Annotated in this window: 14 protein-coding genes; 8 read left to right on the forward strand and 6 right to left on the reverse strand. The window is 62.4% G+C overall.

The window, feature by feature from the left end:
• Nucleotides 1-271 precede the first annotated feature (271 nt).
• Complete coding sequence (locus PRZ01_RS11935; RefSeq protein ID WP_273597011.1) at nt 272-1,480, reverse strand: DUF1501 domain-containing protein; 1,209 nt, start codon at nt 1,478-1,480, stop codon at nt 272-274.
• 19 nt (nt 1,481-1,499) lie between these two features.
• Entirely contained in the window at nt 1,500-3,044 is a 1,545-nt protein-coding gene (locus PRZ01_RS11940; protein ID WP_273597012.1) for a DUF1800 domain-containing protein, read from the reverse strand.
• Between the two features lie 206 nt (nt 3,045-3,250).
• On the opposite strand from PRZ01_RS11940, the gene rmuC reads away from it, so the two are divergent.
• The 7 genes from rmuC to PRZ01_RS11975 all read left to right on the forward strand — a co-directional run bounded on the left by rmuC (nt 3,251) and on the right by PRZ01_RS11975 (nt 12,627).
• A complete protein-coding gene (gene rmuC, locus PRZ01_RS11945; RefSeq protein WP_273597013.1) occupies nt 3,251-4,957 on the forward strand; it encodes a DNA recombination protein RmuC in 1,707 nt (568 codons plus the stop codon).
• Nucleotides 4,954-6,159 (forward strand): MFS transporter, encoded by a 1,206-nt coding sequence (locus PRZ01_RS11950; RefSeq protein ID WP_273597014.1) that lies wholly within the window; start codon nt 4,954-4,956, stop codon nt 6,157-6,159. Before rmuC ends, PRZ01_RS11950 begins: the two co-directional genes overlap by 4 nt.
• Nucleotides 6,160-6,414: 255 nt before the next feature.
• Complete coding sequence (locus PRZ01_RS11955; protein ID WP_273597015.1) at nt 6,415-7,284, forward strand: EF-hand domain-containing protein; 870 nt, start codon at nt 6,415-6,417, stop codon at nt 7,282-7,284.
• Nucleotides 7,285-7,631: 347 nt separating this feature from the next.
• Nucleotides 7,632-8,864 carry an ABC transporter substrate-binding protein gene (locus PRZ01_RS11960; RefSeq protein ID WP_273597016.1) on the forward strand — a complete coding sequence of 411 codons (1,233 nt, stop codon included), beginning with the start codon at nt 7,632-7,634 and terminating at the stop codon, nt 8,862-8,864.
• A gap of 122 nt (nt 8,865-8,986) precedes the next feature.
• A complete protein-coding gene (locus PRZ01_RS11965; protein ID WP_273597017.1) occupies nt 8,987-9,862 on the forward strand; it encodes a branched-chain amino acid ABC transporter permease in 876 nt (291 codons plus the stop codon).
• Nucleotides 9,863-9,864: 2 nt separating this feature from the next.
• Nucleotides 9,865-11,796 carry a branched-chain amino acid ABC transporter ATP-binding protein/permease gene (locus PRZ01_RS11970; protein WP_273597018.1) on the forward strand — a complete coding sequence of 644 codons (1,932 nt, stop codon included), beginning with the start codon at nt 9,865-9,867 and terminating at the stop codon, nt 11,794-11,796.
• A gap of 108 nt (nt 11,797-11,904) precedes the next feature.
• On the forward strand, nt 11,905-12,627 hold the full coding sequence (locus PRZ01_RS11975; protein WP_273597019.1) for an ABC transporter ATP-binding protein: 723 nt from the start codon (nt 11,905-11,907) through the stop codon (nt 12,625-12,627).
• Between the two features lie 58 nt (nt 12,628-12,685).
• On the opposite strand, the gene PRZ01_RS11980 is transcribed toward PRZ01_RS11975, so the two are convergent.
• From PRZ01_RS11980 to PRZ01_RS11995, 4 genes are all read right to left on the reverse strand, one after another.
• Nucleotides 12,686-14,758 (reverse strand): M3 family metallopeptidase, encoded by a 2,073-nt coding sequence (locus tag PRZ01_RS11980; protein ID WP_273597020.1) that lies wholly within the window; start codon nt 14,756-14,758, stop codon nt 12,686-12,688.
• A gap of 61 nt (nt 14,759-14,819) precedes the next feature.
• Nucleotides 14,820-15,683: a bifunctional methylenetetrahydrofolate dehydrogenase/methenyltetrahydrofolate cyclohydrolase FolD gene (gene folD, locus PRZ01_RS11985; RefSeq protein WP_273597021.1), complete on the reverse strand. Its 864-nt coding sequence runs from the start codon at nt 15,681-15,683 to the stop codon at nt 14,820-14,822.
• A gap of 82 nt (nt 15,684-15,765) precedes the next feature.
• Nucleotides 15,766-16,389, reverse strand: a complete 624-nt coding sequence (locus PRZ01_RS11990) for a response regulator transcription factor (RefSeq protein ID WP_273597022.1) — start codon at nt 16,387-16,389, stop codon at nt 15,766-15,768.
• Entirely contained in the window at nt 16,386-18,947 is a 2,562-nt protein-coding gene (locus PRZ01_RS11995) for a PAS domain-containing sensor histidine kinase (protein WP_273597023.1), read from the reverse strand. Before PRZ01_RS11995 ends, PRZ01_RS11990 begins: the two co-directional genes overlap by 4 nt.
• A gap of 324 nt (nt 18,948-19,271) precedes the next feature.
• On the opposite strand from PRZ01_RS11995, the gene aceE reads away from it, so the two are divergent.
• The gene (gene aceE / locus PRZ01_RS12000; RefSeq protein ID WP_273597024.1) at nt 19,272-21,986 is read left to right on the forward strand and encodes a pyruvate dehydrogenase (acetyl-transferring), homodimeric type; all 2,715 of its coding nucleotides are present in this window, start codon (nt 19,272-19,274) and stop codon (nt 21,984-21,986) included.
• The last annotated feature ends 101 nt before the right edge of the window (nt 21,987-22,087 follow it).

Consider the following 22,087-nt stretch of genomic DNA (forward strand, 5'->3'; position numbering starts at 1 on the left):
TTGCTTGAGCAACTGGTTACAGGGCCGGTGAAGCCGCAGCCCGGGGCGCTCGGCGCTGCTCTGCCTCGATCCCGAGCGTCTGGCCGAGATCGAGGCAGAGCCGCGAAAATGGCGTACCTTGCGCGACGACCTTGATCTCCGTGATGTCGCGTAAATCGAGTTCGTGATCGCCGAGTACGCGCCGCCGATCTGCCAATTTCGATGGGCTAAAACCGACCGCCCGCTGCCATGAGCGCACTGCGGCGTGCCGCTTCAGAGCCCGACTTCGGCCTCAGATCAAACCCACGTCGTTCACTACCGCCCCAGGAAAAACCTGCGCCAGTTGCGCCGTGCTCAGCCCGTATTGGCGCTGGAACAAGCCGCCCAGCACGGCGCGGTAGTCGTTCAGGACTGGAAAGTCGCGGTCTTGGAACAAGGTATTTCGGCTGACGGTCACCTGCTCTCCCGCGATGCGGCCACCTTTCACGCTGCCGCCCAGCACCCAGAACACTGTGCCGTGGCCGTGGTCGGTGCCGCGGTTGCCGTTTTGGCGGAAGGTTCGCCCGAATTCACTGATCACGACCACGGTGGTGTCTTTCCAGCGGCTGCCCATTTCTTGCGAAAAGGCAGCCAAGCCTTGCCCGAGTTCATCGAAGCGATTGGCCAGATAGCCTGTGGCTGCGCCTTGGCTCACGTGGGTGTCCCATCCGCCCACGTCCACAAAACCCAGGTTGAAGTCCCCGCGCATGACTTTGGCGATGCGGCGGGCTTTCAGCGCAAAGCCCTTGGCGGTGATGGCGTTTCGGTTGGCGGCCTCCATTTCGCCCGCGAGGTCTCGCATTAACTCTTGGCGCACCGAGAAGCCTTCTTGAACCGTGCTCGCCAGCGGGGTGCCACGGTACATGGTGGCGATCAAGTCACTTTGGCGCGCATCAATGGCGGGTTTGGCCAGGGATTTGAGGGCTGTATTGGCGACTTTTTCTCCGCCTCTCAGGATCACGGGCAATTGCTCGGTGAACGCCATGGGCGTGCTGCCGGAGACCACTGCTGCCAATCGGTTCAGGAAGCCGGAGGCATAGTTTTTGTGCCCACTCGTGGGCTGGCCCAACTCAATGCTGTCTTGAGTTTCAAAATGGCTGCGCGACAGGTCGTCGGTGCCGGCAAAGGGCACGAAGGCGAGTTCGCCTTGCTGGTAGAGCGGGTAAAGGCTCTCGCGCAAGGCGGGGTGCAAGCCCCAATCTGCCGTCAAGGGCAAGGCCGCGCCCGCGTCAACGCCGGTGCTGCTGTTGGAGTTGGAGGAGGGCTTGGCAATGGCGATGTCTTTGCGGGCTTCGTAATAAAAGTTGCTGGAGATCGGCACGAGCAGACTGGCGGCGTCATAGCCTCCGCGCAGAAAGACCACCAGCAATTTGGACGTCTGCGGGCCGGCTGCCGCCAAGCGGGTGGTGCCCATGGCCAGCGGCAGGCTGAGGGTGGTGGCAAGCAATTCGCGGCGGCGCATGGCGGGCTCCGGAGTAGGGTCAACGAAACATCATTTCAGGTGAGGACAGGAGCAGGGTGTTCCACTCCTGCGGGGAGGTGGCCTGGTCCAATGCAGCCGCTGTGGCGGGGCTCATGCGTCTGGAAATGGCGCTGAAATACAAGGCATTGGCGAGTTGCGGAAAGGCGGCCTTTTCTTGTGGCTGCGGGCCTTCGCTCTTGAACAGGCCCGCGTTGCCCGAGCCGATGGCCTTGGCAATTTCAAAACGTGTGGTCATCTGGCCTGAACTGCTCCAGGCACTGGCGCTCAAGGGGTAGCCATCAGGGGTGAGGTGGCCGTACAGAGGTTCTCCCATGCGGTTGAGCCAGTTCAAAATGGGCCCAACATTGAGTATCACCTTGCGGTCATAGGCCAGGCGCACCGAAGACATCACATAGCGCATGGGGTCCTTGAACTTGCCGCGCTGGGGGGTGGTGAATTCGGCGCTGTTGAACAGGGTTTCCAACGTACTGGCAATGTCACCATGGCTGGCTTGAAAGGTTTGCGCCATGCGTTGGACGATGGACCCTGGCGGCTCATCGGCCAGCCAATAGGTCGCCAGTTTGCGGCAAATGAATTGGGCAGTGGCCGGGTGCGTCGCGAGCCGGTCCAGGGCTTCGTCCAACTCCTTGAGCCCGTGGGTTTTGAGGGTTTGGCCCAGCAGGGTTTTGTCCCCAAAATCATGCCGCGCCGGATTGAACTCGAACAAGCCGCGGCGAACATAGAAGCCTTGCAAGTCTTTGCGCATGCCCGGCGTGTTGCCGCTGAGATTCACCCCCACGCCCGTCAGCACCCGCGCCAGTTCTTGTACGTCGCGCTGGCTATAGCCGGCGTCCACGCCCAAGGTGTGCAACTCCATCAGCTCCCGTGCGAAGTTCTCGTTGATGCGCCCGGCGGCATTTTGTTCATTGTCCAAGTAACGCAACATTGCCGGATGGGTGGCCACGGCGCCAAGCAGATCGCGAAACTTACCCAGCGCATGGGGGCGGATGGCACTGTCTTCGTAGTCACCCACCATGGCCCGCAGATTGCCCTTGCCTTGGTGAACGCTGAAGTGGTTCAGCCAGAACCAGGTCATCTGCTCCTGAATCTGGTTGGGTGAATACAGGGCGCGGAGCACATGGCGGCTCGCCGCCTCCCGCGCCAGGCGGTTCAGGTCTTGCTGGTAGGCTTGCCGCGCCGATTTTTTCTTGTCGTCGTCGGAGTTGGCGTCCGCGTCCTTGCGGCGTTGGTCCAAATCGCGAATCAACTCGGGAAGCGTCTTCTCGCTGATTGTCAGTCCGTCGATCTGACGACTTACTTCAGCGTCTAGCCGGGCCGCAGGCGGGTGCAACTGTGCGTGCAGGTAATTCGCCACTCCCTGGGTCGCCAGATCATTGACGGCGCTGCTGTTCGCACCCCATGTCAAACGGTTGGCCAGGGCGTATTCGTCGCCCGTGCTGCTGAGTTCAGCCGCTTTTTGTGGCGGTGCGCCGGCGCAGGCACTCAACAGGGCCGCGAGGCTTGCGGCTTTCAACAGGACGGCGGTCTTGTGGAGGGGGCGCATCGGTCAAGTGCTCTGGGTGACAGGGGCGATGTCCCGACCTGATGGCGGGGGGGCACGACGCATTGTGCTCGGGAAATTTGAACCATCAATGCGTGTCAGGTGCAACGCGCCAGGCTGCCGGCCGGATGACAAGGCCGTTAGCCTGATTTGACCTGACCGAGGCATGACGAACGGGGCTCGGTCAGTTGCGCTGAGACAATGGGCTCATGAATGTTTTTGAACTCCTGATGGTGGGCCTGCTGGCCTTGGTGATGGTCGTGTTGTTGATTGGCCTGTGGCTGCAGGCACGGGCGCGCGCCCAGGCCGATGCTTGGGGATCGCAACTGGGGGCTTTGCTGGCCGCGCAGATGACGCCTCTGCAGCAGGCGTCGAACGAGCGGCTGGAGCGCATGGATCGCCAGCTGCGCGATGAGCTAACCCGCAGCGGCAGCGGCACACGCCAGGAGCTGCTGCAGGCGCTCAGCCAGTTTCAGCAGGCGCTGCTCAATCAGGGCGGGGATGTGGCGCGCACGCAAAATGAGCAGATCGACAGCTTTCGACTGCAGCTGGGGGCACTGCAACAGAGCTTGAGCGACGGGCTGCAGAGCACGGCGCAGAGTTTGACCTCCCAGGCGCTGGCCGCACGCCAAGCGCAAGACGAAGCCCAGCAGCGTAGCGCGCAGACCCAGCTGGAGGCGCTGCAGCAGGTCGCACGCGCGCAAAGCGAGCAGATCGACAGCTTTCGCCAGCAGTTGGGCAATGTTCAGCAGGATTTGAGCGCGCAAGCCCTGGCCGCACGCGAGGCGCAGGACGCTGCCGCCGTGCGGGCCACGCAGGCCCAGACCGAGGCGTTGCAGCGCCTGGGGCAGGCGGTGACTGAGCAGCTCAAGGCCACGGCCGCCGGCAACGAGCAGCGCCTGGGCCAGCTGCAGGCAGCCGTGGACCAGCGGCTCAGCCTGATTCAGCAAGACAACGAGAAAAAGCTCGAGCAGATGCGAGCCACGGTGGACGAAAAGCTCCACGCCACGCTGGAGCAGCGCCTGGGCGAGAGCTTCAAGCAAGTGGCCGACCGCCTTGAGCAGGTGCACAAAGGCCTGGGCGAGATGCAGAACCTGGCGCGCGACGTGGGTTCGCTCAACCGGGTGCTGACCAACGTGAAGACGCGTGGCATCTTTGGCGAGGTGCAGTTGGCGGGCTTGCTGGAGCAGGTGTTCACGCCCGAGCAGTACGCCAGCAACGTGGCCACCATCCCGGGCAGCGCGGAGCGGGTTGAATTTGCGATTGCCTTGCCCGGGCAAAGGGACGATGGCGCGCCGCTGTGGTTGCCTATCGATGCTAAATTTCCCCGCGAGGATTACGAGCGCCTGCTGGACGCGCAAGACCGCGCCGATGTGGCAGGCGTCGAGGCCTCGGCCAAGGCCATCGAGACCCGCCTGCGTTTGGAGGCCAAGACCATTCGCGAAAAGTACATCGCCCCGCCGCACACCACCGACTTCGGCATGCTGTTTGTGCCGACCGAAGGCCTGTATGCCGAAGCCCTGCGCCGGCCCGGCCTGGTGGAGAGTCTGCAGCGCGATCACAAGGTGATGCTGGTGGGGCCAACAACGCTGCTGGCAACCTTGACCAGTTTGCAGATGGGGTTTCGAACACTCGCGCTGGAGAAGCGCTCGGCAGAAGTCTGGGAAGTGCTGGGCGCGGTCAAAACCGAGTTCGGCAAGTTCGGTGACGTGCTGGCCAAGACCAAGAAAAAGCTGGAGGAAGCCAGCAACACCATTGACGCGGCTGAAACGCGCACCCGCGCCATGACCCGCAAGCTCAAAAGCGTGGAAGCCCTGCCTGAAGAGGCCGCCGTGAAGTTGCTCAAGCTCGGTCTGGGCGACGCCGCCGATGCCCTGGCAAGCCAAGACAATGCTTTGGACGAGGGCGACGTTTGAGTGCGCCGCCCGCTGATGTGGCCGCTGAGGCGCAGGACCTGCGCCCGCGCGATTTGCGGCGGGCTTTCCCGTGGTTGATTGCAACCTTGGTGGCGGTGCACGCCAGCATGGCGGTCACCCGTGTTTCGGCCAGCTTGTGGGCGCTAAAGCAAGGCTATGGCGAATGGACGGTGGGCGTGCTCTTGAGCTTGTTCGCGATTGCCCCCATTGTCTTGTCGCTGTGGGCGGGCCGGCAGGCGGACAAGCACGGTTTTCACCGGCCCGTGGGGACCGGCGTGTTGATGGCCTTGGTGGGCGCATTGGTGGCGCTGGTGGGGCAGTCTTTGTGGGCCATTGCCTTCAGCTGCTTGCTGTGCGGCGGTGCCATCAGTATTTCAGCCGTGGCCCTGCAGCGCGAGGCGGGATTGATGGCCGATGAGCCCTCGGAGTTGAAGCGCGTCTTCAGCTGGGTGGCCTTGGGCCCGGCGATGTCGAACGCTCTGGCGCCGGTGGCGGCGGGCTTGTTGATTGATCACTTCAGTTTCACGGCGGCCTTTGCGCTGGCCTTGGTCTTGCCGCTGGTGGCCTGGGCATTGGCGCAAAAAGTACCGCGCCATCCACCGCAGGCTCGGGGCCATCAGGGGCGGCCTCGGCCGGCTTGGTCGCTGCTGCGCGAGCCGGCCTTGCGCAATCTGCTCTTGCTCAACGTCGTGTTGTCCGCTTGTTGGGACGCCCACAGTTTTGTGGTGCCGGTGGTGGGGCATGCCAAGGGCCTGAGCGCCTCCAGCATTGGCCTGGTGCTGGGCGCGTTTGCGACCGCAGCGATGTGCGTGCGCCTGGCGATTGTTCGGTTCGCCGATGATCTGGACGAGCTCAAGGCCGTGCGTTGCGCCATGTTGCTGGCCACCACGCTGTTGATCGTTTATGCCTGGTTGCCCGGCACGGTGGGCATGATGTGCGGGTCTGCAGTGTTGGGGCTGGCGCTGGGTTCGGTGCAGCCGATGGTGCTGGCCTTGCTGCACCAAGTGACGCCGGCCGACCGCCAAGGCCAGGCCTTGGGCTTGCGCATGCTGGTGGTTAACAGTGCCACGGTGGCCATGCCCACGGGCTTTGGCGTGCTGGCCGCGGCCACCCTGCCGGCCGCGCCGATGTGGCTGATGGCGAGCTTGCTGGTGCTGGCGCAGTGGCCGGCAAGCGTGATTCGCAAGAGTCGAAGTTCTTGACTCGAATTCGCCCCGAACTTGGCTCGGATATTTCTCGCGGGATGCAGGAATTGGAGGGAATCACACCCTTTTATCGACGTTCTGAAGAGAACGCCGAATTTGCCCCTTAGTTCGGGCTTTATTGCGGGGTTTTGTATCTGCTTTGGCACATTTCAGCAAAGTGGCGCTGACACATGGTTTCCAGAATGAATCGTCGCCAGAACGATGAGGTTCGGGTGACGGCAACGTTCCTCAAATTTCATGAAAGGAAGCATCATGAGCACAATCAGCGGGCTGGGCGGCAGTAGCAGCGCCAGCGCCTGGGCAGCGATGAGCGCGACGCGAAAGGAGGCCGCAGGCCCGCCCAATGGCACGGACTTCGCGGACCACATGCTGACCAAGTTTGACAGCGATAGCAGCGGCACGGTCGACCAGACCGAGTTGCAATCCATGCTGGACGACATCGCCAAACACACAGGCACCAGCAACAGCAGCAGCAGCAGCAGCAGCGCGGCTGACGTGATGAAGAAGCTGGACAGCAACGGCGACGGCACCCTGGACAAGACCGAGTTGGAAACCGGGCTGAAGAGCTTGATGCCCGCACCGTCCAGCACGGTGTCGTTCGCGCAGACGCATGGCGGCGCGCAAGCCGGTGGGACTCCTCCAGGGCCGCCACCCGGACCACCGCCGGAGGGTGCGTCAGGTGGCGATTCATCCAACTCGACGTCCACCAGCAGCACGAGCAGCACAAGCGCCACAAGCAGCAGTTCAGCCTACGACCCCCTGGACACCAATCAGGACGGTACGGTGTCCGCACAAGAGCGCGCTGCTGGCGCTGCGGCACAGGCCATCAAAGACCTGATGAAGGCGGCGGATACCGACGGTGATGGAAAGGTCAGCAGCAGCGAGATGACCCATCTCAAACAGGCCCTGTCAAGCATCGCCAGCGGCAGCAGCGGCAACGCCAGTACCGGCAACGGTGCCGATACGGGAACTGGGGCGAGCTCAGCCACGACGGCCGAGCAACAGGCCGCGTTGAAGCTGGAAAAATTGGTGCAAGGCATCTTGCAGAAATACGCTGCGGCAACTGACGCGGGTGCTTCTCAAACCAATGCTTCGACGCAGAGCCTGAACGTAACGGCCTAAGTAGACTAACCGCGCATCGCCGCCCGGCGCCAACCCCTCCAAAGGTTGGCGCCTTTCTTTTGTGCGACTGCCGCGCCCGATGTGCAGCAGGGCCGCTGATTTGAGCGCCATGCCGGTGAATGCGCGCGGCGCGCTATCAGGGTTCTTGCTGCCTGTCAGTGCAAGCATCGCGTAAGTTTTTTGGCCGGCAGCGCGACATACTTGACCGGTCCGCCTGAGCACTGAATTGATCTAGGTAGTCTCACGCTCACACAAGCTTGCAGGCTCAGGCATCGTTGGCGGACACGACAGCCGTGTTTCGGGTGAAACCGCTGCTACGCACCAATCACTATGACGGAGACAAGACGATGAAGCAATTCACAAAGAATTTGAGTGTGTTGGCCTTGGCGGCCCTGAGCGTTTCAAGCTTTGCTGCGGATCCGATCAAGATCGGTGTCTCCGGACCCTTCACTGGCGGGTCGTCCAGCATGGGTGTCAGCATGCGCGACGGCGTGCGGCTGGCCGCTGATGAAATCAACAAATCCGGCGGTGTGCTAGGGCGGCAAATCCAACTGATCGAGCGCGACGACGAAGCCAAGAACGAGCGCGGCGTGCAGATCGCCCAGGAGATGATCAACAAAGAGCACGTGGCTGCAACGGTGGGCTACATCAACACGGGGGTGGCGCTCGCCTCGCAGCGTTTTTATCAGGAAGCAAAGATCCCGGTGATGAACAACGTCGCCACCGGCTCCTTGATCACGCACCAGTTCAGTGGGCAGGCGGACAACTATGTGTTTCGCAACGCGGCGCACGACAGTATCCAGGCCCCCATGATCGTGGAAGAGGCGGTAGCTCGCCGGGGCTACAAAAAAGTCGCCATCCTGGCCGACTCCACCAACTACGGGCAGTTGGGGCGCACCGATCTTGAAAAGGCACTCGAGCTCAAGGGCATCAAGCCCGTGGCGGTGGAGAAGTTCAACATCAAGGATGTGGACATGACGGCCCAACTGCTCAAGGCCAAAGAAGCCGGCGCAGAAGCCATCCTCACCTACGCCATCGGCCCTGAGTTGGCGCAGATCGCCAATGGCATGACCAAACTGGGCTGGAAGGTGCCGATGATCGGCAGCTGGACGCTCTCCATGGCCAATTTCATCGACAACGCCGGCCCCGGCGGTGAGGGCGCGCGCATGCCGCAGACCTTCATCCAGGAGCCCACGACGCCCAAGCGCCAGGCCTTCATCATCAGCTACCTGAAGACGTTCAACCCGAAGAATGCGCGCATCGACTCACCGGTGTCGGCCGCCCAGGGCTATGACTCGATCTATCTGCTGGCGGCGGCCATCAAGCAAGCCGGCAGCACCGAGGGGCCCAAGGTCCGGGCGGCGCTGGAAGACCTGAAAGCGCCGGTGGTGGGCGTGGTGACGACCTACAACAAGCCCTTCACCAAAGAGGACCATGAGGCCATCACCGCCAACATCCCGGTGTTCGGCGAGGTCAAGGGGCAGCGCGTGGTCTACGCATACGAGGCCGATTTCAAGAAGGCGTCTGAAGTGCGGATCAAGGACCCTAACGCCAAGGGCGCACTGGCTACCAAGAAGTAAGCAGGGGCTAAGTGCTGCCTGTTGAAAGGCCCAGCCTTACGTGGCCTCCGCCTGCCGAATGTGCCCCCATCTGTGTGGCGATTCGGCGGGTGGTTTCTTTTTCTTGAACTCAGGTCTTTGCCATGCAAATCTTGACTCAACTCGTGTTCAGCGGCATTGCCCTGGGCATGATCTATGCCGTTATCGCTTTTGGTTATCAGCTGACGTTTGCCACCTCCGACACCCTCAACTTCGGCCAGGGTGATGCGCTGATGCTGGGTGCCTTGGCGGGCTTGTCGCTGGTGGGTTGGGGCGTTAACTATTGGCTGATGATTCCGCTGGTTTGTCTGTTCGGTGCGGCGCAGGGCGCGGTGGTTGAGCGCATCGGTGTTCGCCCCGCCATCAAGATGAAGTCGGAGTTTGGCTGGATCATGTCCACCATTGCGCTGGGCATCATCTTCAAGAACGTGGCCGAGAACGTCTGGGGCCGCGACGACTTGAAGTTTCCTTCACCCCTGCCCGAATCACCGCTGCATGTGCTGGGCGCCAATGTGTTGCCCATGGAATTGCTGGTGATCGTGGGCGCGGTGCTGATGATGCTGTCGGTGGAGTTCTTCAACCGCCGCACCATCTACGGTAAGGCCGTGGTGGCCACCTTCAATGACCGCGACGCTGCCAAGCTGATGGGCATCAATACGGGGTTGGTGATCACGTTCTCGTATGCGCTGTCGTCGATGACGGCGGCCTTTGCCGGCGTACTGATCGCCCCCTTGACGCTGACTGGCGCCACCATGGGCGCGGTGCTGGGCTTGAAGGCCTTCGCGGTGGCCATCATTGGTGGCCTCACCAGCGGCATGGGCATCATCGTGGGCGGCGTGATTCTCGGCGTGGTTGAAACCACCACGGGCTTTTATCTGTCCACCGGCTACAAAGACGTGCCCGGTCTGGTGCTGCTGTTGATCGTGCTGGCGGTCAAGCCGGCAGGTTTGTTCGGCAAGACGGCAATCAAGAAGGTTTGAAGATGGTCAACACAAAGAAGTTGCTCGCTGCGGGCCTGGCGGTGGCCGCCTTGTTTGCCTTTCCGCTGGTGTCAGGCAATCCGTATTACATCCATCTGGTCGAAACGATCATGATCTACGCGATCGTGCTGTTCGGCCTTGACATTGTGGTGGGCTATACCGGGCAGGTCTCGCTCGGTCATGCGGGCTTGTTCGGCATTGGCGCCTATACGGCCGGGGTGCTGGTGCTCAAGTTGTCGGCGCCCTTGTGGGTGACGCTGCCGGCTGCAATCGCACTCACCGCCGGCTTTGGCGCTTTGCTGGCGCTGCCAGCCTTGCGTGTGATGGGGCCGTATCTGGCCATGGTGACGCTGGCCTTCGGCACCATCATCCAGATTCTCATCAACGAGATGAGCTTCCTCACCGAAGGGCCCATGGGCATCACCCTGACCAAGCCCAGCCTGTTCGGCTACCCATTGGACGAAACCAGCTACTACTGGGTTGTGGCGATGCTGCTGCTGGCCTCGCTGGTGTTTGTGCATCGGGTGCTGCGTTCGCATCTGGGGCGGGCGTTTGAGGCGCTGCGCGGCAGCCCGGTGGCGTCTGATTGCATGGGGGTTTCGGTCTATCGCTACAAGGTCTACGCCTTTGTGATCAGCGCGGGGCTGGCCGGTTTGGCGGGGGCGCTGTACGCCTATTCCGAACAGTACATCTCACCCAATACCTACAACTTTGAGCAGACGGTACTGTTTCTGCTGGCCATCATCATGGGGGGGCGCAAGACCCGCACGGGGGCCTTGCTGGGTGCGGCCATCATCGTGATGCTGCCCAAGCTGCTGGATGATCTGGAACTCTTCCGCGTCGTCTCCGTAGTGCTGGCGCTGGTGGTGGTGGTGTCCTCGGCCATTGCGTTTCGGCGTGGCAAGGTGGCGGCCAAGGCGGCGTTGATTCCGGTGGTGGGCAGCGTGGCGCTGGCGGCCTTGTCGTTCAAGCTGGAGACCATGACGGATTGGCGCTTGACGGTGTTCGGCCTGATCACGCTGTTCGTCGTCTACTACCTGCAAGACGGTATTGTGGGCTTCGTGCGTAACGCGCTCAATCTACGGGGCCATGCAGCCACCGACGCTGACGATGCGGCCAAGCTGCCCAGCCAGGGCGATGCCCTGGGCCGGCCCAGCGGAGAGACTGGTGCAGAATTGCTGCAAGCCCGAAATATCGTGATGCAGTTCGGCGGCTTGAAGGCGCTGAACAATGTGGACCTGGTCGTCAAGCGCGGCAGCATCCACGGCTTGATCGGCCCCAACGGCTCCGGCAAAAGCACCATGATGAATGTGCTCACCGGCATCTATGTGCCGACGGCCGGCAGCGTTAGCTTCTGCGCCCGCAGCCTGGCCGGGCGCACCTCGTCCGACATTGCCTTGTCGGGCATCGCGCGCACCTTTCAGAACGTGCAGCTCTTCGGTGAAATGAGCGCGCTGCAGAACGTGTTGGTGGGCTTGCACCATGGCTTTAGCAGCAATTTATTGGATGTTGCTTTGCACTTGCCGCGCTATTTGCGCGAGAACCGCGAGAACACGGTGCGGGCCCTCGGCCTGCTGCGTTTTGTGGGGTTGGCCGACCTGGCCGGCGAAGAGGCACGCAACCTGCCCTACGGCAAGCAACGCTTGCTGGAGATTGCCCGTGCCCTGGCGCTTGACCCGCAACTGCTCCTGCTGGACGAGCCTGCGGCGGGCCTGACCGCGCCGGACATCAAGGAGCTGATCGCCATCATCCGCAAGATTCGCGAGCATGGCGTGACCGTGATCTTGATCGAACACCATATGGACGTGGTGATGGGCATGTGCGACACGGTCTCGGTACTCGACTTCGGCCAAAAGATTGCCGAAGGCCTGCCCGCGCAGGTGCAGGCGGACGAAAAAGTGATCGAGGCCTACCTCGGTGGCCAGGCTGCTTGAACGATGAAGCCCCTCGCCCGGTGGGTGCATCAACCGCTCCCCTCGGGGGATCGGGTCCAGCTTGGGGTGGCCCGGCGCTCGGCCCGCGAAAAATGAAGGACTGCTGACATGCTAGAAATCAAGAACCTCAGCGCCGGCTACGGCAAGGTGCAGGTGCTGCACGGTGTTTCCATCGAGGTGCCCAAAGGCCGTGTGGTGACGTTGATCGGCTCGAATGGCGCCGGCAAGACCACCACCATGCGTGCGGTGAGTGGCATGATCGCGCCCACGGCCGGCGAGATCATCTTGAACGGCAAGCGCATTGACGGCATGGAGTCCTACGACATCGCCCGCCGCGGCTTGGCACATTCACCCGAAGGGCGGCGTGTGTTTGCCACCATGACGGTGACTGACAACCTGCATCTTGGCGCGTTTCCGCGCTACACCGGCAGTCGCCCCAAGGGCGATGTCGCCGCCGATCTGGAGCGTGCGTTTGCCTTGTTCCCGCGTCTGAAGGAGCGGCGTGAGCAACTCGCGGGCACGCTGTCCGGCGGCGAACAGCAAATGCTGGCCATGGCTCGCGCCACCATGTTGAACCCAGACGTGATGCTGCTCGATGAGCCCTCCATGGGCCTGGCGCCCATCTTGGTGGCCGAGGTGTTTCGCATCATCGAGCGGCTCAAGGAGCAGGGCGTCACCATGCTGCTGGTGGAGCAATTCGCTGCTGCCGCCCTGGGCGTGGCGGATTACGGTTATGTGCTGGAGAACGGCCGCATCTCCTTGCACGGGCCTGCCGAGAAATTGCGCAACGACCCGGCGGTGAAGGCGGCGTATTTGGGCGGCGGGCACTGAGGCCCGTAACGTTTTTTTGGAGGGCTGCACCCGGCGCAGAAACCGGGTGCAGGGGCCGTCAAGCCATGCCCTGATGCCGCAGCAGCGCGTCGATTTCGGGCGCACGGCCACGGAAGGCGGTGAAGCTTTCCATGGCGGGGCGGGAGCCACCGACTTCTAGGATGTTCTGCAGATAACGCGCACCCGTATCGGCGTTGAAGATGCCGTCCACCTCAAAGGCGCTCCAGGCGTCTGCGCTCAGCAGCTCGGCCCATTTGTAGCTGTAGTAACCGGCCGAATAGCCGCCCGCAAAGATGTGCGAGAAGCTGTGCTGGCTGCGGTTGAAGGCAGGGGCGGGCATCACAGCGACCTCGTGGCGCACTTCGTCCAATACGGTTTGAACCGCAGTCTCCGAGCCTGGCTCGGCATGCAGGCGCATGTCGAACAGAGAGAACTCGATCTGCCGCATGGTTTGCATACCGCTTTGGAAGTTTTTGGCCGCCAGCATCTTGTCGAACAAGGCGCGGGGTAGCGGCTCGCCGCTGTCCACATGGCAGCTGAGTTGCTGGAGCACCTCCCACTCCCAACAGAAGTTTTCCATGAACTGACTAGGCAACTCGACGGCATCCCATTCCACACCGGAGATGCCGGACACGCCCAACTCGTTCACCTGCGTCAGCAGATGGTGCAGGCCGTGGCCGAACTCATGGAATAGCGTGGTGACATCGTCATGCGTCAGCAGTGCCGGTTTGTCACCTGCTGGCGAGGAGAAGTTGCACACCAGTTGCGCCACCGGCGTTTGCTGCGCGCCGTCCGGGCGAGCCCAGCGGCTGCGCACTTCGTCCATCCAGGCGCCGGGGCGTTTGCCAGGGCGGGCGTAGAGGTCGAGATAGAACTGGCCGACCAACTCGCCCTCTGCGTCGCCTTGGGGGGCAGGCGCCGCTTGCGGCGACGTGGGGGTCTTGCGAGTCAGCCGGTAGAACTTGACGCTCTCATGCCAAACCTCGGCGGCTTGCTCAGTGATCTTGACGTTGAACAGCCGCTCGATGATGTCGAACAGGCCTTGCAGCACGCGGGGTAAGGTGAAGTACTGGCGCAACTCCTGGTCGCTGAAGGCATAGCGGGCCTCCTTGAGTTTTTCAGAGGCAAAGGCGTTGTCCCAGGCTTGCAGGTCCGGCAGGGCCAGTTCCTGGGCGGCAAAAGCCTTCAACTCGGCCAGATCCTTCTGCGCGAAGGGGCGCGCACGCGCCGCAAGATCACGCAAAAATTCCAGCACCTGGGCGGGTGAAGCGGCCATTTTGGACGCCAGGGAGGCTTCGGCAAAATTGCCGAAGCCCAGCAGCGCCGCCTCTTCTTGGCGCAGGCGCAGCAGCTCTTCGATGATGGCGCTGTTGTCCCACTCGGGTTTTTCGCCCAGGTCGCTGGCGCGGGTGGCGTAGGCGGTGTAGAGGGTTTGCCGCAGCGCCCGGTTTTCGGCGTATTGCATCACCGGCAGATAGCAGGGGATGTGCAGGGTCAGCTTGTGCAGGCCGGGCTTGCCGTCTGCTTCAGCGGCCAAACGGGCAGCCTCAACGGTATCGGCCGGCACGCCACGCAACTCGTCGGCGCTCACGTAGTGGCTGAAGCCGTCGGTGGCGTCCAGCACATGTTCAGAGAACTTCTGGGCCAACTCCGCGCTGCGTTCTTGAATGGCGGCGAAGCGTTCTTTGGCGGCGCCTTGAAGTTCGGCCCCGGACAGCACAAAGTCGCGCAACCACAGCTTGAGGGCCTGTTTGCGTGCGGGGTTGAGTGTGCCGGCCGCGGGGCTGGCGGCAATGGCCTTGTACTTGGCGTACAGGGCCTCATCAGCGCCCTGGCGGGTAAAGAATTCGGTGATGGCGGGCAGCGCCGCGTTGTAGGCTTCGCGCAGCGCTGGTGTGTTGGCCACGGCGTTCAGGTGGCTCACAGCCCCCCAGGCGCCGCCCAGGCGCTCGGTGGCCACGCCTAGGCATGCGGAAAGCGCGTCGTAGTCAGCCGGTGTTTGCGCAGCGGTGGCCAGGCTCAGGGCGGCGTTGGCCTGGGCCAACAGGTCTTCAACCGCAGGGGCGATGTGCTCGGGGCGGATGGAGGCAAAAGCCGGCAGGGGGGCGCGGCTCAAAAGCGGATTCGTCATAGGGCAGGTCCTGAATGTTGGGGGCAGGCGTGGGCCCGAAGCGCCGGTGAGCCGCGGGTGTTCAGCCGAGTTGGCCGAGCTGACGTTCGGCGGATTCCATGGTGTTGACCAACAGCATGGTGATGGTCATGGGGCCGACGCCGCCAGGCACCGGGGTGATCCAGCCTGCCACTTCTTTGACGCCGTCGAAATCGACGTCGCCGCAGAGCTTGCCTTCTTCGTTGCGGTTCATGCCCACGTCGATCACCACCGCGCCGGGTTTGACCATGTCGGCGGTGAGTACATTGCGTTTGCCTACGGCGGCAACGACGATGTCCGCCTGACGCGTGATGGCACCCAGATCGGCGGTACCGCTGTGGCAGACCGTTACGGTGGCATCCGCTTGCAGCAGCATCATGGCCATGGGCTTGCCGACGATATTGCTGCGCCCAATCACCACGGCGTGTTTGCCGCGCAAGTTTTTCATGCCGATGGATTCCAGCATCTTCATGCAGCCATAGGGCGTGCAGGCCTTGAAGCCTTGCTCACCCACCATCAGAGCGCCGGCACTGGCGACGTGGAAGCCGTCAACGTCTTTCTCCGGGGCGATGGCTTCGATGACCTTGTGGTCGTCAATGTGCTTGGGCAGGGGCAGTTGAACCAGGATGCCGTGGATGGCGGGGTCCGTGTTGAGGGCCTCGATGCGGGCCAGCAACTCGGCCTCGCTCATGCTGGCCTCGTACTTTTCCAGCACCGAGTGCAGGCCGGCGTCTTGGCAGGCTTTGACCTTGTTGCGCACATATACCTGGCTGGCGGGGTTGTCGCCCACCAGCACCACCGCCAAGCCGGGCTTGAGGCCCCGGGCGGTCAGGGCGGCCGCGCGCTTTGCGACTTCAGCGCGAACTTGTTGGGACAGGGCATTGCCGTCGATGAGTTGAGCGGTCATTTCAATCTCCAGAATTGCAAAGCGCGCCAGTGGCGCGCTTGGGCGAGGCTCATGCCACAGCCTGGGTAGGTGTTCAGCGGGATCAGGCCTTGGCGGTGGCGCCCAGGGCGATCTTGAGCAGGTCGGCAACGGTGTTGGCGTTCAGCTTTTCCATGATGTTGGCGCGGTGCGCTTCCACGGTCTTGATGCTGATGCCCAGATCGTCGGCGATTTGTTTGTTCAGGCGGCCGGCCACGATGCGCTCAAGCACTTGCGCTTCACGGGTTGTCAGGCGCGAGAGCAGGGCGTCGCGGCTGGCGGCTTCTTGGTGGGTGGAGAAGGCGTTACGGGCCTGGTCCAGCATGCGCTCCACGAGGTTGACGAGTTCGTCTTCCTTGAAGGGCTTTTCGATGAAGTCCATCGCACCCTTCTTCATGGTCTGCACCGCCATGGGCACGTCGCCGTGACCGGTGATGAACACCACGGGCAAGGGGCTCTTGCGTTCCAGCAGGCGGTCTTGCAACTCCAGGCCGCTCATGCCTTCCATGCGGATGTCGGCGATCAGGCAGGCCACTTCGCGGGGGTCGTAACGGCTCAGGAAGGATTCTGCGGAGTCAAAGCATTTGACACGGTAGTCTTTGCCTTCGAGCAACCATTGCAGGGAATCGCGCACAGCTTCGTCGTCATCAACAACGTAGACATTACCCTTTTTCGGAATCAGACTCATGGTGTCGCTAGTTGGTTTGTAGTGCCGGCCGAGGCCCCAATGGGCTCGGTGCGCGTGATATCTACCGGAATGCTGAAGGCGAACCTGCAGCCCACAACGGCGTCGCCATTGTATAAGTTCTCGGCTCGGATTCGACCCTGATGAGACTCGACGATAGACCGGCATAACCCTAGGCCTATGCCGAGTCCATCGGACTTGGTGGAGAAGAAGGCTTCGTACATCCGCGCGATCACTTCTTCCGGCATGCCGGGCCCCATGTCGGTGACGCTGAAGTCGATGTGGCCACCCAATTCAGGTGTGTGCTTGGGCACCACGCGCAGTTCGATGTGGCGGCGGGAGGCCGGCAGATCGGCGTTGTCAATGGCCTCGGCTGCGTTTTTCAGCAGGTTCATCAACACCTGTTCGATCAGGATGGGGTCGACCATCAGCTGCGGCAGGCGCTGCGCGATGTAGGTGTGGATGGCTACATTGCGACGGCGCAGCTCGATGCCAGCCAACTCCACCGCGTCTTCGACGATGTCGTAGGCGTTAGCGGCCTCGCGCTTGGGCTCGCTGCGCTTCACGAAGTTGCGGATGCGGTGGATGATTTGCCCGGCGCGTTGGGCTTGCTTAGCGGTCTTTTCCAGTGCAGCCAGCAAATCATCTTTCTGGATGGCGTCGTTGCGCACACGGCTCACCATGCCGTTGCAGTAATTCGTGATGGCCGTGAGCGGTTGATTCAGTTCGTGCGCGACCGACGAGGCCATTTCCCCCATGGTCATCAGGCGGCTGGTCATTTGCGCCTTCTCGGCTTGCTGGGCGGCCAGGGCTTCGGCATGGCGGCGGGCGCTGATGTCGGTGGCGATCAGCATTTGCGCCAGGCGGCCGTCGGTCCATTGCAGGTAGCGAGCGCGCACGTCAAACCACATTTCGAGCGATTCGACATACACCTCGCGCGGGTCGGAGCCGGTTTCGGTCAGGTGCTGGGCGGGTAGGCCGGAGTAGTCGTCCACCTCTTCGTCGACATCGCCGCTGGCGCTGCTGCGGCCCAATTGGCTGCCGGAGAGTTGGGCGTGGCCGGCTGGGTCGGCGCCGAACCACAGGCGGTAGCTGCGGTTGGCAAACAGCAACTCCCCCTGCTGGACGGACAGCACCGAGACGGCGGCGTCCAGCCCCTCCAGCACCGTGGTGAAGCGTTCGTGCGAGGCGGAGAGTTGGTCGCGCACCCGCTTGGCCTCGGTGATATTGGTCATCGAGGTCATCCAGCCGCTTTGCTTGCCCTTGGCGTCGACCAGCGGCGAGAGGTAAATGCGGCCGTCGAAGATGCTGCCGTCCTTGCGCATGATCTTGACTTCCGCGCCACCGGCCGGGCTGCGACCGTTGATCTCTTGCTGCAGCAGGCGGCCGTTTTCTTCATAGCGGTCAGGTGGCCAGAAGGGGAAGGGCGGCTTGCGGCCGATCAACTCGGCCTCCGAAAAGCCCGTCATGGCGCAGAACGCGGGGTTGACGTAGGAGATGCGTGACTCCATGTCCATGGCGCGCATGCCGGTGAGCATGGAGTTCTCCATGGCACGGCGAAAGTTCATCTCCGAGCTGAGCGCGTTCTGGATCTGCAGGCGCCGGCGCATGTGGCGCCAGGTGCCCAGCAGCATCCACACCGTCAGGGTGGACAGCGCCACCACCATCCAGAACAAGGTGTTGCTGATCAGCCCGAAGGAGCTGCGAAAGCCTTCCCCGCGCAGCACCAGGCCGTTGAGCGCAGGCGCCAGCGGCACCTCGTGAAGGATGGAGGGCGTCTTGGGCTTTTTGCCTGGCATGGGGGTCACCGTACTGGAGACCCATTGGTCGTCGGAGTTCAGCACGCTGATCACCCGGCGCGAGGCCACCTCGGTCGGGATGTAGTAGCGCAGCAGCGCCTCCACCGAATATTCGGCAATCAGTACGCCCGAGAAGCCGCTGCGGTCGAGCAAGGGCACCTGGATCTGGAAGACCGTGGTGCCATTGGCGTCGCGAAAGGGCGCCGAGTACATGGGGGCATGGCGTTCACGCGCAGCCTCAAAAGCCTGGCTCGGCGGGCTGGACTGGTTGGCCATGGGCATGGACGGGTCGTTGCCGTCCGGCACCATCAGGGTGTCGGCCTGAAAGCCGGCGGCGCTGACGCTGGAGCGCCGCTCTCGCCGGCTGGAGAGCCAGGTCACATGGGTGATCTCGGGCCGCTCGCGGGCAAAGCTGGCGGCTTGCAAGCTGAATTCCTGGGCGTCGGTGGCGCGGGTAACGATTTCCCGTGCGATGCGCACCAACTGCTCCTGGTTTTCGATCAGGCGCAGGCGAATTTGTTGTTGCGCGATTTCGGTGTCGCGCTTGACCGCCTCTGTTTCCCGCTCAACCTCTTCATTGCGCAGATACCAGAAGGCCAAGATGATGGCCGTCAGAAACAGCAGCACCGAAATCAAGGGCCCCAGCGTGGCGAATCGGTCTTGGCGGGAGGGCGACTGCCGGCGCCACCAGACCACAGCTTTTTGCTGCAGGGGGCGAACGATCGGACTGCGGTAGTTTTTCAAGAAGAACGGAAGGCGCATGTCTGGATTATTCCAGGGGAAGGGTTGCACGCCGATGCGAACTTGCCCGATCACCTGACGCGTTACTTGAAGGCTTAGTTCGAATTAAATTTTATAATATGAAATTCACTCGCACCATTTGAAAGTCGACCCGACTTGTGAGACACTTCGCCCGAACGCGAGTGCTGCGGCTGTCCGCGAGGGTGGGCTGTTACGCGGCTTGACGTTTTTTGGCGTCGGGTTCGACTCTTGTCGGGCCTGGCGGATTTGCCAGTCAGTGAGGATTCGACCAGCCGGTGCGCCGGCGGATCCCGCTCAAAACGACCTATAAGTTTGGAGACATCCATGTCCGCGCAGCCCCAGTCTTTCCTAGGCGCAGCCGCCAATGACACCGACTCGACTGAAACCAAAGAATGGTTGGACGCGCTGTCCGCCGTGATTGGTGAAGAAGGCAGCGAGCGTGCGCATTTCCTGCTCGAATCCCTGATTGACCATGCCCGCCAAGCCGGCATCGATGTGCCGTTTTCGGCCAACACGGCTTACGTCAACACCATTCCTGCCAATCAGGAAGTGCGTTGCCCTGGCAATATCGAGATCGAAAAGCGCCTGCGTGCCTATATGCGCTGGAACGCCATGGCCATGGTGGTGCGTGCCAATCGCTTGAACCCGGCTGACGGCGGCGACCTGGGCGGCCACATTGGCTCCTTCGCCTCGCTGGCTTCCATGCTGGGGGCCGGCTTCAACCATTTTTGGCATGCCGAGAGTGAAAACCACGGCGGCGACCTGCTCTATATCCAGGGCCACAGCGCGCCCGGCATTTATGCCCGCGCTTTCCTGGAAGGGCGCCTGAGCGAAGCGCAGTTGGACAGCTTCCGCCAAGAAGTGGACGGCAAGGGCTTGTCGAGCTACCCGCATCCCAAGTTGATGCCCGAGTTTTGGCAGTTCCCTACCGTCTCCATGGGCCTGGGGCCCTTGATGGCGATCTATCAGGCGCGTTTCCTGAAATATCTGCACGCTCGCGGCATTGCCGACACGGCCAACCGCAAGGTCTGGGCCTTTATGGGCGATGGCGAGATGGACGAGCCTGAATCGCTTGGCGCCATCGGCCTGGCCGCGCGCGAGGGCCTGGACAACCTGATCTTTGTGGTGAACTGCAATCTGCAGCGCCTGGACGGTCCGGTGCGCGGCAACGGCAAGATCATCCAGGAGCTGGAAGGCGAGTTCCGCGGCAGCGGCTGGAACGTCATCAAGCTGATCTGGGGCAAGGGCTGGGACGAGTTGCTGGCGCGCGACAAGAGCGGCAAGCTCAAGCAATTGATGATGGAAACCGTGGACGGCGACTATCAAGCCATGAAGGCCAATGACGGCGCTTTTGTGCGCAAACATTTCTTCGGCAAGTACCCTGAAACTGCCAAGCTGGTTGAGCACATGAGCGACGAAGAAATCTTCGAGCTGCGCCGTGGGGGCCACCAGCCCGAGAAGGTCTTCGCCGCCTTCCATGCGGCACACAACAACACCAAGGGCCAACCCACCGTCTTGCTGGTCAAGACCGTCAAGGGCTATGGCATGGGCAAGGCCGGTGAGGGCAAGAACACGGTCCACCAGACCAAGAAGCTGACGGAAGAAGACATCCGCCACATCCGCGATCGTTTTGGCATCCCCGTGCCTGACAGCGAGCTGGCTGCGCTGCCTTACTACAAGCCGGCCGATGACACGCCTGAAATGCGCTATCTGCACGAGCGCCGCGAGGCCCTGGGCGGCTACCTGCCCAAGCGCCGCGTCAAGGCCGAAGAGAGCTTCACCGTGCCGCCGCTGAGCACCTTCCAGGCCGTGCTGGACGCGACCGCTGAAGGCCGCGAGATCTCCACCACCCAAGCCTATGTGCGCTTCCTGACGCAGTTGCTGCGTGACAAGGAGCTGGGCCCGCGCGTGGTGCCCATCTTGGTGGACGAGGCCCGCACGTTTGGTATGGAAGGCCTGTTCCGCCAGATCGGTATCTACAACCCCAAGGGTCAGCTCTACACACCGGTCGACAAAGACCAGGTGATGTACTACCGCGAGGACAAGGCCGGCCAGATTCTGCAAGAAGGCATCAACGAAGCCGGCGGCATGGCCAGCTGGATCGCGGCGGCCACCAGCTACTCGACCAACAACCGGGTGATGATCCCGTTCTACGTCTATTACTCGATGTTCGGCTTCCAGCGCATTGGCGATCTGGCCTGGGCGGCGGGCGATATGCAGGCGCGCGGCTTCTTGCTGGGCGGCACCTCCGGGCGCACCACGTTGAACGGCGAAGGCCTGCAACACGAAGACGGCCACAGCCACATCCTGGCCAGCACCATCCCCAACTGCATCAGCTACGACCCCACCTTCGCGCATGAAGTGGCGGTCATTCTGCACAGCGGCCTGACCCGCATGGTGGAGAAGCAGGAGAACGTCTACTTCTACATCACCCTGTTGAACGAAAACTACCCCATGCCGGGCCTGCGCGCTGGCACCGAGGCAGAAATCCTCAAGGGCATGTATTTGCTGGATCCGGCTGCCAATGCCAAGAGCGAGCTGACCGTGAACCTGCTGGGTTCGGGCACCATCCTGCGCGAGAGCCAGGCTGCCAAGACCCTGCTGGAGCAGGATTGGGGCGTGTCTGCCAATGTGTGGAGCTGCCCGAGCTTTAACGAGTTGGCGCGTGACGGCCAAGACGCCGAGCGCTTCAATTTGCTGCACCCGACGGGCGAGCAACGCGTGCCCTTCGTGGCTGAGCAGCTGAGCCAGACGACAGGCCCGGTGATTGCTTCTACCGACTACATGAAGAACTTCGCGGAGCAGATCCGCGCTTTCGTGCCGGCCGGCCGCAGCTACAAGGTCTTGGGTACCGATGGTTTTGGCCGTTCGGACTTCCGCTCCAAGCTGCGCGAGCACTTCGAGATCAACCGCCACTACATCGTGGTCGCGGCCCTGAACTCGCTGGCTGCCGAAGGTAAATTGCCCAAAGCCAAGGTGGCTGAAGCGATTGCCAAGTACGGCATCAAGGCTGACAAGATCAACCCCTTGTATGCCTGATGCGGTGAGGTGTTAGGACATGGGCGGTTGGCGCGAGTGCTTAGCGAACGCCAATCTCCCAGCGGCCTAGCCCCACGCGCATTGCTCGCTTGTACGAACAA

The organism is Roseateles koreensis (assembly GCF_028595305.1).
Classification (GTDB): Bacteria; Pseudomonadota; Gammaproteobacteria; order Burkholderiales; family Burkholderiaceae_C; genus Paucibacter_A; species Paucibacter_A koreensis.